Raw genomic sequence first — 13,918 nt, 5'->3', positions numbered from 1 at the left:
TAGAACCAAGTTTCAGTAGGATAAGACGCTGGTGGACATGCTACGCCATGAGCACAACCATCTCAGCCGTTTAAGCCGCCCGTTGGGTGTGCGCGATAATACCTTAAGACGTGTAAGGAAACCAATTTGAATACCGCAGTGCTGATTATCGTTATGATAGCCGTGGCTTACCTACTCGGCTCTATCTCCAGCGCCATTCTGGTATGTCGTCTCAAAGGGTTACCGGATCCGCGCAGTAAAGGCTCGAAAAACCCCGGAGCCACCAATGTGTTGCGGATTGGCGGGGTATGGGCAGCAGCACTGGTGTTTTTTTTCGATATGCTCAAAGGTGCACTCCCTGCGTATGGAGCGTACCTGCTGGGGATCCACGGGGTATGGCTGGGGGTGATCGCAATATCAGCCTGTCTCGGCCACATGTTCCCACTGTTTTTTGATTTTAAAGGTGGCAAAGGGGTAGCCACCGCACTAGGTGCTATGGCCCCCATTAGTTATATGGCGGTCAGCTTGATGGGGACTTGGCTATTGGTCGTGTTATTGACCCGTTATTCATCCTTAGCAGCCATCGTCACTTGCCTATTAGCCCCGCTTTATACACTATGGTTTGACGATCGCTTTACCCTGCCCGTCACCATGTTGTCAGCGCTGATCATTTGGCGTCACAAAGACAATATCCGTCGACTCTTCAATGGCGAAGAGTCGAAGATGTTTCGTCGCAAAAAAAACGGATAGCGTTAAACGGCCGGTAACGAGTCTAAAGGCCAGCGCGGTTGCGCTTTTACTGCCAAATCCTCAGAGGCTCCCGCCTTTAACCGCTGTAAACCAGCGTAAGCGATCATGGCACCATTATCAGTACAAAACTCGCCGCGGGGATAAAACACCCGGCCATGGCGTTTTTGCATCAATTCCGCCAGTGAGGTGCGTAACCGCTGGTTAGCACTGACACCGCCAGCAATGACCAAGCGCTGATATCCGGTCAACTCCAAAGCGCGGCGACATTTAATGGCTAAGGTATCAACCACGGCTTCTTCAAATGCTCGAGCAATATTGGCGCGAGTCTGTTCATCATCGGGTTCAGCAGCGATGGTGTTGGCCGCGAAGGTCTTTAAGCCTGAGAAGCTAAAATCCAATCCCGGACGGTCGGTCATCGGCCGTGGAAATTTATAGTCAGCGGCGTGGCCTTGTGCCGCTAGCTTAGATAAACGGGGGCCGCCGGGATAATCCAATCCCATCAGTTTGGCGGTTTTATCAAAGGCTTCGCCGGCAGCATCATCAATAGACTCACCCAAAACCTGATAACGACCAATACCTTGCACATCCACCAGCATTGAGTGTCCACCCGATACCAGTAATGCCACAAAAGGAAATTCAGGCGCATCATCTTCTAACATGGGTGCCAGTAAATGCCCTTCCATATGATGCACACCAACCGCGGGCTTATTCCAAGCAAACGCCAGTGAACGCCCGACACAGGCCCCAACCAACAAAGCGCCAATCAACCCCGGACCTTTGGTATAAGCGATGCCATCTAGATCTTCGATTCGGGTATCGGCCGTTGCCAGCGCTTCCCGGATAAGAGGCACAATTTTGCGCACATGATCGCGTGAGGCCAGTTCCGGCACCACACCGCCATAATCGGCATGCAGTTTTACCTGGCTATATAACGCATGGGACAGTAACCCCAGTTCTTCGTCATAAATGGCAATACCTGTCTCGTCACAGGAGCTTTCAATACCTAATACCCGCATGGTGCTTAATGTTGTCCACAACTACAATGAGCGGCAATTCTACTGTGATTCCCCACGAATATCCAACCAGAACGCCATAAACTAACAAGGTTCAGCCCTTTACAAGTGAGGGCGAATCGGTTTAGAATTTCGCACCATTTTTAATCTGACTTGTGTCACGTCTAGTGACTCAATACAAATAACACCTAAGGGGTGATGGCGTATGCCAATTATTAAAGTACGTGAAAATGAACCATTCGACGTTGCTCTGCGTCGTTTTAAGCGCTCTTGCGAAAAAGCCGGTATTCTGGCGGACGTTCGTGCTCGTGAGTTTTATGAAAAACCTACTACAGCTCGTAAACGTGCCAAAGCTGCCGCGGTAAAACGTTTGGCTAAAAAGCTTTCTCGCGAAAACGCTCGTCGCGTACGTTTGTACTAATTCCTGATTATGAATCTAACAGAACAGCTTAAAGCGCAGATGAAACAGGCGATGGTTGCCAAAGAAAAGGCACGCCTGAGCACTATTCGTATGGCGCTTGCTGCAATCAAGCAGGTTGAAGTGGACACCCGCGAAACCCTGACCGATGAGCAGATCATAGCTGTACTGACCAAGATGGTGAAACAACGGCGTGATGCAATCGAGCAGTATCAAGCCGCTGGACGTCCTGAGTTAGCCGCTGCGGAAGAAGCAGAAATTCTGGTGTTAAAAGAATTTTTGCCACAACCTTTGAGTGATGATGAACTTCATCAGATCATTGATGCAGCGATTAAAGAGACAGGCGCCGTGTCCATAGCCGATATGGGCAAAGTGATGGGATTAGTCAAAAGCCAGATATTAGGTCGGGCCAACATGGGTGCAGTAAGCGCTCAGATAAAAGCCAAACTGCAATAATCTGGTGTTGTTTCACGAACAAGCCGTGCTTCAGCGCGGCTTGTTTGTTTCATCGGTCTAAGGGCAAAGACTGAAACGCATGGCAATACCTAGAGATTTTATCAACGAGCTCATTGCTCGCACAGATATTGTCGATCTCATCGACCGCAAAGTGCCGTTAAAAAAAGCCGGTAAGAATTATGCTGCCTGCTGCCCGTTCCATAGTGAAAAGTCCCCTTCTTTTACCGTCAGCCGTGAAAAACAGTTTTATCATTGTTTCGGCTGTGGTGCCCATGGCAATGCTATCGACTTTGTCATGGAGTATGAGCGCATGGACTTCCTCGATGCCATTGGGGAGCTCGCCGGGCAATTAGGGCTGGATGTGCCACGCGATTCCGGTAATCGTGCCGACGAAAGTATCAGCCGCGATTTATATCAGTTGATGGAAGATGCCGGGCGTTATTTTCAAAAGCAACTGCGCCAACATCCAGAAAAACAACGAGTATTGGATTACCTGCAAAAACGCGGGCTATCAGAAGAAATTGTAGAACGTTTTGGTATCGGTTATGCGCCTGATGGCTGGGATAATCTGCTGAACTTGTATGCTCAAAAACCACAACTACAAGAGAAGTTACTAACAGCAGGCATGCTCATCAATAATGAGCAAGGGCGCCGCTATGACCGCTTCCGCGATCGGCTGATGTTCCCTATCCGTGACCGTCGTGGCAGAGTCATCGCCTTTGGTGGCAGAGTCCTAGGTGACGGTACGCCGAAATACTTGAATTCACCAGAAACGCCCATATTTCATAAGGGCAATGAGCTCTACGGACTGTACGAACTGCGACAACAACATCGCGACCCTCACCGAGTGCTAATTGTTGAAGGCTATATGGACGTGGTGGCATTAGCGCAGTTTGGCGTTGATTACGCGGTCGCTTCACTGGGAACATCGACTACCGCCGAGCAGTTCCAGCTGCTATTACGCAGTGCCAAAGAGGTGGTGTGTTGCTACGACGGCGATAATGCTGGGCGTGAAGCGGCATGGCGTGCGCTGGAAACCGCACTACCGATGCTCAAACCTGGTGATACCGTGCGTTTTATGTTTTTACCACAAAGCGAAGATCCAGATTCCATGGTGCGCAAGGCCGGGAAAGAAGCATTTGAGCAGTTGATTGAAGCCGCTCAGCCACTGGAAGCGTTTTTGTTTGATACATTAACCGAGCGTAATGGCGGCGACAAGGCATCGTTTGCTAAGCAAGCCATGACGTTACTTGAACGTATTCAAGACAGCGTATTACAAAATCTGTTGCTGGAAAACCTTACCTATCGCTTGCGTATGGGAAATGTTGAGGAAATGAAGCGACGTTTAGGGTTCCAACCCAAAAGCATCGCACAGACCCAGCAACAACAGACATTGAAAGGCAGAGGTACGCCCTTAAGATTGGCAATCGCCCTGCTGGTACAGGATCCCCGTTTAGGGGTTAACTTAGTGCCTCAACCGGCACTACAATTTTTGAAAATGGCCGGCATAGAGTTGCTGGTTCGCTTATTGGATTTAACTCGAAACCAAACGTTAAACAGCGCACAACTACTTGAATATTACCGGGATACAGAAGATTACCCGATACTGACTAAACTGGCCCAATGGGACCATCAAGTGGCGGATGATAACGTACAGCAAGAGTTTAAAACCGCACTGGTGTGGCTGAACAATCAATATATTGAACAGCGCTATCAGGAATTAAGCCTGAAGCAAAATCTGACTAAGGAAGAAAAGTTACAGCTGACCAAGCTGATTGCCGCCATGAAGCGGTCATAACTTAAGAATTTTCCGGTTCAGGTTCGGCAACGGGCTGGCACAGTATTGTGCAAATGGTTATAATTGATGGTTTGCACGGCACCCAAGTAATGCCGTTGCTTATCGTTGTAACAGTTACCAAATTGGATGATATCTATGGATCATACTCCGCAGTCGCAACTTAAACTGTTGCTCGCAAAAGGTAAAGAGCAAGGTTATCTAACCTATGCAGAAGTGAACGATCACTTACCTGCCGACATGGTCGATTCAGACCAGATCGAAGATATTATCCAGATGATAAATGACATGGGTATCCGGGTGTTTGAAGAAGCCCCCGATGCCGATGACATTATGATGTCTGAAGACAACACTGACGACGACGCAGCAGAAGAAGCTGCTGCTGCGCTGGCTTCGGTTGAAAACGAACTGGGACGGACTACAGACCCTGTCCGCATGTATATGCGTGAAATGGGTACCGTAGAACTATTGACCCGCGAGGGCGAAATCCAGATCGCTAAACGTATTGAAGAAGGGATCAACGAGGTACAAGGCTCTGTGGCTGAATATCCACAAGCGATTGCCATGATCCTCGAACAATACGATCAATATGAAGCCGATCAACTGCGTCTGTCTGACATTATCTCTGGATTTGTAAATCCTGATGACGATGAAGTGGGCCCGGCTGCCACTCACATTGGTTCAGAATTGTCTGATGACGATCTGGACGACGAAGATGATCTCGACGACGATGAAGACGAAGATGAGTCCGGCAGCGACGATGATGACGGTGCCAAAGGGCCAGACCCGGAAGAAGCGCGTGAACGTTTTGCACAGCTGCGAGCCGCCTATGAGAACTCACTGAAAATCATCGCTGAAAAAGGCCGTAACCATCCGCATGCCGTAGGTGCATTGTTTGAAATTGGTGAGATCTTCAAAGAGTTTCGTTTAGTTCCCAAGCAGTTTGATCGCCTAGTCAAAAGCATGCGTGCGATGATGGACAAAGTACGCGTTCAGGAACGGCTGATCATGAAGCTGTGTGTTGAACAAGCGAAAATGCCAAAGAAAAACTTTATCAAGTTGTTCGGTGGTAACGAAACAGATATTACCTGGTTCCAGAAAGAAATCGCGGCAGCAAAAGCATATTCCGATACCTTGAAGGCAGTAGAGGAAGACGTGGTCCGCTGCCATAGCAAACTGGCGGCAATAGAAGCCGAAACAGGTCTGTCAATAACGGCAATCAAGGACATCAGCCGCCGCATGAGCATTGGCGAAGCGAAAGCCCGCCGAGCCAAGAAAGAAATGGTGGAAGCTAACCTGCGTCTGGTAATTTCTATCGCCAAGAAATACACCAACCGTGGTCTGCAATTCCTGGATCTGATTCAGGAAGGTAATATTGGTCTGATGAAAGCCGTGGACAAGTTTGAATATCGTCGCGGCTACAAGTTTTCTACCTATGCGACATGGTGGATCCGGCAAGCAATTACCCGTTCAATCGCGGACCAAGCTCGTACTATCCGTATTCCAGTGCATATGATCGAAACCATCAACAAGCTGAACCGTATTTCACGGCAAATGCTGCAAGAGATGGGACGCGAGCCATCGCCAGAAGAGTTGGCAGAACGCATGATGATGCCAGAAGACAAAATTCGCAAAGTGCTGAAGATTGCCAAAGAGCCAATCTCAATGGAAACACCGATCGGTGATGATGAAGATTCGCATCTGGGTGATTTCATTGAAGACACCACGCTGGAATTGCCGCTGGACAGCGCTACCAGCGAGAGCTTGAAACAAGCGACTCATGAAGTGCTGGCAGGGCTGACTGCACGTGAAGCGAAGGTACTGCGTATGCGTTTTGGTATCGACATGAACACTGATCATACTTTGGAAGAAGTGGGTAAACAGTTTGATGTAACCCGTGAACGTATCCGTCAGATTGAAGCTAAGGCACTGCGTAAACTGCGTCACCCTAGTCGCTCAGAAATTCTGAAATCCTTCTTGGATGAATAAACGTTTATAATGAAAAAACCCTGCTTCTGCGGGGTTTTTTATTGCCAAATTTTCGACCACTGCATAACAGATAACCAATTGAAAGCGCAGCAGTTCAATAAGCACCAAAACACGGGTGACAAGCCGGAACAAAGTTCGTATACTCTCACCCGCTTGACATAAACACCGTCAACACGGCCCCTTAGCTCAGTTGGTTAGAGCACACGACTCATAATCACTGGGGCTGAGTGGTTGAAGTAGAAAAGTTAGTCCAAGCGGTAAATTAGTGGCCCCTTAGCTCAGTTGGTTAGAGCACACGACTCATAATCGTTAGGTCCCCAGTTCAAGTCTGGGAGGGGCCACCACTCCACTAAATCCGCACTGTTCAGCCGCATCCTGTTTGTAAAATCCCAAGCCATACCAAGATTGTCGAGTTGTCCAAGCCATGTGGTTCGCACAAAAGCTTGGAACAGGTGCATTTTGCAGTATTTCTGATGGTACAGGCGACCACTACTGGCGCGGTATTGCGCATCGTGTAAAAAGTCGTAAGGGTTCGCATCAAGATGTTGTTCGCTATAACAACTTTATAATACAAAGCTCTTCTGAAAGAACTCCTTTGTAACCCGTTTAGATTCCCCTAAAAAACTTGCGATTTGTTCCCATATCTGATTACGATGTAATCAATTTCGGTTGGGGGAACGTAATGGATTGCGAACTAGGTAAAATCACTCTTTATCTGTCTAGAAGCAGTAAGAGCTTTCAGGATGTAGTGGATCATAAAAAAATTCGTGAGCGAGATTCGGTAAACTTCAAAGTCAGGAGCTTTCAAGTCGAGGGCGTTGATTGCAAATTTTATTGTGAGCAAGTTATAAATCACGCTAGCGATGCCCCCCCTTGGTTGGACTTCATCAATGAAAATCTAAGTGATGGCGATTTAGTTGATTTCAAACCTAAGTCAGAACGCCCAAGCGGCCTACTTCTAATCAATAAGAACAATAGAATTTATGCTGCATCATTTGGAACCAGAGGAAGTAGTTGGCTTAACAAAAAAGCCATGGAACCCGATTTTGGTATCATTGTTGCCATGAATCTATGCGGTAACAGTGATGTGCGACAGGCAAAAAGCTCAATTCACTCATACACAACGCAGGTTATAGATCGACAACAAAGCAAACCCTCTGACACTTTTGACTTCGGAATGTCAGATGTGGAGTTATTACGTTTTATATCTGCACACTTACAAGACGATAAAAACGTTACGCTTCAAGGAAAGGATTGTCTAACACTTAAGGTAATTGGTGAAGATAAGCTTAGTTGGAAACGGTTGATTTCGTTTATTGATGAGTTTTATCTCTCTTATCAATCTGACTCTTATAAAGACCTATTTCCAAACTACCCCAACCTTTCTCCGGTGGATGAAACTGTAGTTGAAGAATTGAACAACCAGTTAATAAATGACCTTGTAACAAGAAACCTATCAAAAATACACATCGCAATTCCAGAATTTATTTCTGATGACCAATATAGCTTTACCTATACAAATAGTACTAAAAAAGAAAATAAAATTTTTTCACATGTCAGGGTAGAAGACATCTACACCCAAGTGTTCAAGCGGCCCGAAGACATAACAATAAAATCACTGAATAATAGAAAAATTTTTGCCTATTCTCATGATGATGATCGAATACTAAATCATCTTAAGTGGTGCATTTATGACTGCTTAGTTTCTGAAATCATATTTAACAACGAATACTTCATTCTTTCATTGGGTGAATGGCGAAAAGTTGACAATGACTTCTATCAGTCAGTTGAAAAATTTATAGCCAACGACCTTTTGGAACTAGATATTGCCGATGAGTTTAAGAACTTCGACATTTCCTGTTCAAAAGACATGCAAAACAGGGAGGAGAGATTTAACGATATTTACTGTCAGACAAACGAGAATGCTATCGAATTCGATCAAGCAAAATTAAAAATAGGGAAAGCGAAAAAGGACAAGGAGTTCTGCGATATTTTGGAAAAGTCTGGCAATGAAGTGCACATAATTCAGGTTAAAAAACACTCTGGTTGTAGTTCGGTCAGTTACCTGTTCGCACAAACGAGGTTCTACTGTGAATTTTTCTTAACTGATGAAGTTTTTTTACAAGAGATCAGGCAATACATTGAACAACAACCAAAAAGCTGTAAGCAAGCGTTTTTAGATCACATTAAACCAAACACGGAAGAAGTCGTTGGAAGTGATTACTGTGTGAAAATGTGGCTACTGTATGATCAGTCAAAAGCGAAGCCCGATAAGAACGACCTGCCACTAATGGCAAAATATGAGCTAAAGCTTACCTATGAAAAACTTCGTAAAACTCTAAAATTTAAACAAGTAAGCTTATCTATGGTTCCAGTCAAGATGGTTAACTTTACACGAGCGAAGGCAAGCAAGAATGCAGCCTGAGTGAGCGAAAAATTCTTAGGTTTGGACATTTCCAGCTATGGAAATCCCTAACAGCCAATATTAAACATGGCTATATACTGCAGAATATCAGAGCTTAAATTAACTAGCCTGCTTATACTTTATAAGCAGGTGTCTTTAAATAGAGTTTTTGAAGGCACCCATCCTTTCGCAATCTCATCTGCTCGCTTCAACCATTCTCTGATCCGTTGTTCAGGAGCAACATCGATCCCCCAGTATTCAAAAAACAGTGCTCCATCCATTCTTTGCGCTGCTGCTGCAATTTCATGCTCCAGCAATTTCATTGCACGCTCAATATACAACCCTCCATTGTCATCATTGTCAGGGTTTGCAACACTACCAGCCGAAAAAAGATCCCTAGCTTGATGACACAGCACACCATGATAAGTCAAAAGGTATAGTACAGCATCATCATACTTATTTTTGGCGCGACCAGAACCGAGTACATTTGGGCAAAGTAGAACTGCCTCGGCACGTAGCTGTGATTTCTCAGTTTTAGACAGTTTTGTATAAAGTCGGGCTTGTATGGGTAATGAGTGCTCTTCACCATCAGAATCTTCTAGCCACCATAGCCTTTCGCCATCTTTCAGTCTCCCTCTCGCATACTGTCGGATATACTGCATTTTTTCATGCATCGGCAACATTCTGAAGTTGTCATAGCCTACCGACATTTTTGAGAATAAAGATTGCTCTGTTCCAATTTCAACTTCAAACCTTGGAACGTGGGACGTCCTAACATGCATTACACAATCTTCATACCTCTGCCAGCGAACATCAGGTTCCCCCCCCATTTTCCCAAAAATTAAGTAAACTTCTTTAACCTCTTGAATACGGTTAGTTTCAAGCACACTGTTTGCTACGCTTCGCCATGTATCATTTGTAGTGAACTTAACTTCTATACCAAAATTACCGATAGCAATATCAGGGAAGGCTTGTTGATGTGGGGAAAAATCTATATCAATAACAGAATCCTTGAGAAGGTTTTGGGCAACCTCTCTCACTCTGTTCTCAAAAATGGACGCACTAGAAAACTTTTTAGCTTTTGCTTCAGATGCCAGTAAATCGGAAAGCTTATCTAAGAAAAGCTCAAACTGCTCTTTGCTCAACATTCAACCTGTTCATTAATCTGCATTTCTTATGAGATTAATGAACAGTGCTTGCCTTGTCTATACTTATCGTAGAATGTCTTTTATTGATTTAGCTACGTGCCATGCGAGGACAGGCGGCACTGCATTACCGACCTGACGCTCAGTTTCACGAAGTTTGGAGTCAAAAATAAAAGTATCAGGAAATGACTGGATTCGAGCTGCTTCCCTCATAGAAATGCGCCTTGGTAGCTCATAGTGCCACTGAATGTTACCGTGACATTCCGCTCGAATTGTATAACCAGGTCGTTCAGCTTTTAGTCGACGGTCCCCCTGATGAGGACTACGGTTTGCCCTACTCCAAATATGGTTAAAGCTCTCATTTTCCGGCAATGCTTCCAAATCCTCTAAAGCCGCTTTAGCTGATACATGGTCAGATGGAGTGTGGGTAGCTTTGGGTGGAACAAATGTTGGCACTTCAGGTAAAGTACCAACAATAATTACACGCTCCCGACTCTGTGGAACACCATAATCAGCAGCATGTAATAGATGATAAGAAACGTTATATCCTAGGCTCTTAAAATCTGAAAGAACTGTATTCAAGGCTTCTGAATGATGCTTCATCAATAGACCTTTAACGTTCTCAGCTATAAAGACCTTTGGTCGAAGCCTACTCACCACCTCAACCATTGCTCTGTACAATCCGCTTTTTTTACCTTCAATCCCAGCGCCTTTGCCATTAACGGAAATGTCTTGGCATGGAAATCCACCAATCACAACGTCTACATCATCCGCATCCGGCAAAGAATTCATCGCTTCCCAAATATCAGCATTAATAATTTCTTTTGAAAAGTTTTTCTTATAGGTGCGGCATGCTGCTTCATTTATTTCGTTTGCCCAAATAATTTTGAAAGGATGCTTAGCATATTTCTTATTCAAAAACTCGAAGCCACCTTCAAACCCGAGATCCATTCCCCCACATCCTGAGAATAATGAAACAACTGTAGCTGGCTTCTTTTTCTTCGATATAGATATTTTGGCACCTACAGGTGTAGCTTCAAAAGTTGATGAATCAATCACTTCTAGTGTCATTGTTATATCCTATCTATCTGTCTCTGAGCGAAATGTGGCATCTTTTCCCATCCCCCTCGGTTTTTTAGCCGGAATCTCAATTTGCATAATGGGCTCTCGAAAATCTATTTCATTTTCTGACATAACCCTCAGCAAAGTAGATATAGCCGCTAAGTGAGAGGGTACAATCCCCTTCTTCGCATAATTACTAAGAGAAATTTTATTCATTTTGAATAACTTAGCGAACTCACAATTAGTAAGCCCTGCTTTCCGAATATTAAGTTGGAATTCGTCATAATTCATAAGCATCCATCTTATCTACAACACTAAACTCAATCAACAACATTCATAAATTAATGATAGTTGTTCATTAATTTATGTTCGTTGTCAATATGACTGCTTGGCTAGATAATAAACTGTATATAAACACAGTATATCATAAAATGTCACTCTACAAACGCCAGAACTCATCAAGCTACTACTGCGAGATTACCATCAACGGTAAAACCGTGATCCGCAGCACCAAAACAAGCAAACTGGCTGAAGCTCGTCGGTTCGAAGCGCAGCTACGTGAACAGCTTTACCGTCAAGTGGTGTTGGGTGAGCAAGAAACCATCACTATGGCAGCAGCTATTGATGGATATACCAAAAGTAAGCAGGGTTCGGTTAGCAGCCAGAATTTAAAAACTCAGGTACGTGCTTTACAGGTTCAATTGGCTAAGGTGTTTCCACTTGCACAAGAAATCCATCGCTTAAACGCCAATCATCTTAATAAGCTAGTGTCTATGCGTCGTAGCGATGGTGTAGCTGATGGCACAATCCGATTGATGCTCACTACCTTAAAGGGCGTAATTAACTGGTCAAAGGCAGGTGATTATCTGCAACCCACCAATCTGGTATTCCCTCGACTTCGGATAAGCAATCAACGTACTCGCACCCTATCGGAAGCTGAAGAAATCCGCTTGCTGGAAGTACTTCGCAGCAACAAAAACACAGATGACTACGATCTGGTTGTACTGCTACTGGATACCGCAGCAAGGCTAAACGAGATCCAACAACTAACTTGGAATTCTGTTGATTTAGCTACTGGTGAACTGCACCTATGGCGCAGCAAAACCAATACCGAAACACTGTTGAAACTGACAGAGCGGTCTTTAGAAATTCTGCAACGTCGCGCAGTAAACCAGCACGATTCTGCTTTAGTATTTCCATCCAAGAAAGGTGGTATTCGTCGCACTACCCCGAAAACCATTCAGAAAGCATACAAGCTCGCTGGATTAGATGGATTTTGCACTCATTGTCTACGCCATACAACGGCAAGTAAGTTAGTAAACAATGGGATGAGCTTGTACGGCGTTAGCGTGGTTCTATCGCATCAATCTGTAACGCAATCACAGAGATATTCACATATATCGAAGAAAGCAGTTGCTGAACAAGCTGCACAAATTCTGAACAAAACCACATCAAAATAAGGGTGCAATCTTGCGCCCACATTTCTGCAAAAAATGCCGCCAAGTCGATGGTAAGCCCGTTCTCTGCCGGAATAAATAAAAGGAAAGTTACGGCATCGTAAGACAAAAGGAGAACAAGATGAGCGTATTCAAACGCAACGGTGTGGGCAATTACTACATCCAATTCAACTATAACGGCAAAACCTACTGCAAAAGCTCAAAAACGACCAACAAGCGTACAGCTGAACGCATGGAACGCGATTGGCGGGAAGAGCTCCATCGCATTGAAGAACTTGGTGAACGGCCACGCATAACCTTCAAAGATGCACTGCAATGCTATGCGACCAGCAAACAAAATACAGGCAGTAGCGAATATGCCCGTCATAATCTTAACGCTATCGAATCACGGATGGATGCTACGGTTTATCTTGATGAGCTTCGGGATTGGGATCTAAACAAATTTAAGTCACTACGTGAATCCGAAGGGATGGCACCACAAACAATTAAGCATAACTTACAAGCAATCCGAAGTACTGTTGCATGGGCTAAGGATCATGGTTATCGAGTGCCTAACTTAGAATTTCCTAGAGTCCGCTTGCAAAAACACCGCCTACGTTATCTATCTTTTGATGAAGAAGCTCGTCTATTAGCGGATTTAGATCCTAAACGCAAACGACCATACCGCCCTGACTTTGAGTATCGCCCTGAATCAGAAAATCGCATGTATCAGGACAATTATGATTTAGTAGTATTACTGCTGGATACCGGAGCCCGATACGGTGAAATTGCAAATATTAAATGGTCTGCAATCAACCTTGAAAGCGGCACCATCAACCTGTGGCGCCCTAAAGTTCGCAATGAATCCATTATTTATATGACATCAAGGGTGAAAGAAATCCTGCATCGTCGAAGTGAAACTAAGGTCAGTAATGAATACCTGTTTACCAATCAGGAAGGTCAACCAAGGGGCTACCAATCGAAGGGGATACGTGCAGCGTTCAAACGTGCTGGTATTGAGGATTTTAAAATCCATGATCTACGACATACATGTGCTACCAGATTAATTCGAGCAGGATTGAGTCTCTATGACATTCAAGCGCAGCTTGGACATGCCCAATGCAGTACTACTTCTATATATACTCACCTCTCGCATCAAGATGTCAGTATGAGAGCACGCGATATATTGGATCACTTGAATCGAGCATCATCCGATGGTGTAGCATGAAATCAAGTGAAATCATCACAGAAAATGCGGATGGATGGACTATTGTGCGAAAGTGGTTGGGTAAGCTCTACGGCTTTGGCAGCCGCTTACCTTCCAAACTCAAACGGATCAAGCAAACCTTTGATGAATCCACGGGTGAGCATGTAATTTACCTTGAATATCGCGTGAGAGCGCCTCATCAGCAAGCAATCCCACGAGTATCCAAGCCAAATTTACTTCCTGATAAAAAGGCAAAATAGCGAG

12 protein-coding genes and 1 tRNA gene are annotated in these 13,918 nt (G+C 44.8%); 10 read left to right on the top strand and 3 right to left on the bottom strand.

Going from position 1 to position 13,918, the window contains the following annotated elements; all coding sequences use genetic code 11:
• The first annotated feature begins 126 nt into the window (after positions 1–126).
• Positions 127–729: a glycerol-3-phosphate 1-O-acyltransferase PlsY gene (gene plsY, locus IE064_RS09010; protein ID WP_189617541.1), complete on the top strand. Its 603-nt coding sequence runs from the start codon at positions 127–129 to the stop codon at positions 727–729.
• A gap of 2 nt (positions 730–731) precedes the next feature.
• Here plsY and tsaD read toward each other — a convergent pair whose 3' ends face one another.
• Entirely contained in the window at positions 732–1,745 is a 1,014-nt protein-coding gene (tsaD, locus tag IE064_RS09005; protein ID WP_189617637.1) for a tRNA (adenosine(37)-N6)-threonylcarbamoyltransferase complex transferase subunit TsaD, read from the bottom strand.
• Positions 1,746–1,947: 202 nt separating this feature from the next.
• Here tsaD and rpsU point away from each other — a divergent pair, with 202 nt between their 5' ends.
• From rpsU to IE064_RS08975, 6 genes are all read left to right on the top strand, one after another.
• On the top strand, positions 1,948–2,163 hold the full coding sequence (gene rpsU, locus IE064_RS09000) for a 30S ribosomal protein S21 (protein WP_006080725.1): 216 nt from the start codon (positions 1,948–1,950) through the stop codon (positions 2,161–2,163).
• 9 nt (positions 2,164–2,172) lie between these two features.
• On the top strand, positions 2,173–2,616 hold the full coding sequence (locus IE064_RS08995) for a GatB/YqeY domain-containing protein (protein ID WP_189617540.1): 444 nt from the start codon (positions 2,173–2,175) through the stop codon (positions 2,614–2,616).
• A 79-nt stretch (positions 2,617–2,695) separates the two neighbouring features.
• Positions 2,696–4,414: a DNA primase gene (gene dnaG, locus IE064_RS08990; RefSeq protein WP_189617539.1), complete on the top strand. Its 1,719-nt coding sequence runs from the start codon at positions 2,696–2,698 to the stop codon at positions 4,412–4,414.
• A 135-nt stretch (positions 4,415–4,549) separates the two neighbouring features.
• Positions 4,550–6,400, top strand: a complete 1,851-nt coding sequence (gene rpoD / locus IE064_RS08985; RefSeq protein WP_189617538.1) for an RNA polymerase sigma factor RpoD — start codon at positions 4,550–4,552, stop codon at positions 6,398–6,400.
• Positions 6,401–6,667: 267 nt separating this feature from the next.
• Positions 6,668–6,744, top strand: a tRNA-Ile gene (locus tag IE064_RS08980).
• Between the two features lie 338 nt (positions 6,745–7,082).
• Positions 7,083–8,825 (top strand): DUF6119 family protein, encoded by a 1,743-nt coding sequence (locus IE064_RS08975; protein WP_189617537.1) that lies wholly within the window; start codon positions 7,083–7,085, stop codon positions 8,823–8,825.
• Positions 8,826–8,944: 119 nt separating this feature from the next.
• On the opposite strand, the gene IE064_RS08970 is transcribed toward IE064_RS08975, so the two are convergent.
• Both IE064_RS08970 and IE064_RS08965 read right to left on the bottom strand, forming a co-directional pair.
• Positions 8,945–9,952: a restriction endonuclease gene (locus IE064_RS08970; RefSeq protein WP_189617536.1), complete on the bottom strand. Its 1,008-nt coding sequence runs from the start codon at positions 9,950–9,952 to the stop codon at positions 8,945–8,947.
• Positions 9,953–10,015: 63 nt separating this feature from the next.
• The gene (locus IE064_RS08965) at positions 10,016–11,020 is read right to left on the bottom strand and encodes a DNA cytosine methyltransferase (RefSeq protein ID WP_189617535.1); all 1,005 of its coding nucleotides are present in this window, start codon (positions 11,018–11,020) and stop codon (positions 10,016–10,018) included.
• Positions 11,021–11,442: 422 nt separating this feature from the next.
• Between IE064_RS08965 and IE064_RS08960 the strand changes: the two genes are divergently transcribed.
• The 3 genes from IE064_RS08960 (at position 11,443) to IE064_RS08950 (ending at position 13,914) form a co-directional block, all read left to right on the top strand.
• Positions 11,443–12,471, top strand: coding sequence for a tyrosine-type recombinase/integrase (locus IE064_RS08960; protein WP_189617534.1), 1,029 nt, complete (start codon positions 11,443–11,445; stop codon positions 12,469–12,471).
• 118 nt (positions 12,472–12,589) lie between these two features.
• The gene (locus IE064_RS08955; protein WP_189617533.1) at positions 12,590–13,675 is read left to right on the top strand and encodes a tyrosine-type recombinase/integrase; all 1,086 of its coding nucleotides are present in this window, start codon (positions 12,590–12,592) and stop codon (positions 13,673–13,675) included.
• The gene (locus IE064_RS08950) at positions 13,672–13,914 is read left to right on the top strand and encodes a hypothetical protein (protein ID WP_189617532.1); all 243 of its coding nucleotides are present in this window, start codon (positions 13,672–13,674) and stop codon (positions 13,912–13,914) included. Before IE064_RS08955 ends, IE064_RS08950 begins: the two co-directional genes overlap by 4 nt.
• The last annotated feature ends 4 nt before the right edge of the window (positions 13,915–13,918 follow it).

Source organism: Shewanella fodinae, from assembly GCF_014651955.1.
GTDB classification, from domain to species: domain Bacteria; phylum Pseudomonadota; class Gammaproteobacteria; order Enterobacterales; family Shewanellaceae; genus Shewanella; species Shewanella fodinae.
The sequence above is the reverse complement of the archived record's forward strand: the minus strand, read 5'-3'. Positions and strand labels throughout refer to the sequence as shown.

Excerpts from the sequence above, each read along its gene's own strand:
- dnaG (WP_189617539.1), top strand. The coding sequence starts at position 2,696 with ATGGCAATACCTAGAGATTTTATCAACGAGCTCATTGCTCGCACAGAT.
- IE064_RS08995 (WP_189617540.1), top strand. The coding sequence starts at position 2,173 with ATGAATCTAACAGAACAGCTTAAAGCGCAGATGAAACAGGCGATGGTT.
- IE064_RS08950 (WP_189617532.1), top strand. The coding sequence starts at position 13,672 with ATGAAATCAAGTGAAATCATCACAGAAAATGCGGATGGATGGACTATT.
- IE064_RS08975 (WP_189617537.1), top strand. The coding sequence starts at position 7,083 with ATGGATTGCGAACTAGGTAAAATCACTCTTTATCTGTCTAGAAGCAGT.
- IE064_RS08965 (WP_189617535.1), bottom strand. The coding sequence starts at position 11,020 with ATGACACTAGAAGTGATTGATTCATCAACTTTTGAAGCTACACCTGTA.
- tsaD (WP_189617637.1), bottom strand. The coding sequence starts at position 1,745 with ATGCGGGTATTAGGTATTGAAAGCTCCTGTGACGAGACAGGTATTGCC.
- IE064_RS08955 (WP_189617533.1), top strand. The coding sequence starts at position 12,590 with ATGAGCGTATTCAAACGCAACGGTGTGGGCAATTACTACATCCAATTC.
- rpoD (WP_189617538.1), top strand. The coding sequence starts at position 4,550 with ATGGATCATACTCCGCAGTCGCAACTTAAACTGTTGCTCGCAAAAGGT.
- rpsU (WP_006080725.1), top strand. The coding sequence starts at position 1,948 with ATGCCAATTATTAAAGTACGTGAAAATGAACCATTCGACGTTGCTCTG.
- IE064_RS08960 (WP_189617534.1), top strand. The coding sequence starts at position 11,443 with ATGTCACTCTACAAACGCCAGAACTCATCAAGCTACTACTGCGAGATT.
- IE064_RS08970 (WP_189617536.1), bottom strand. The coding sequence starts at position 9,952 with ATGTTGAGCAAAGAGCAGTTTGAGCTTTTCTTAGATAAGCTTTCCGAT.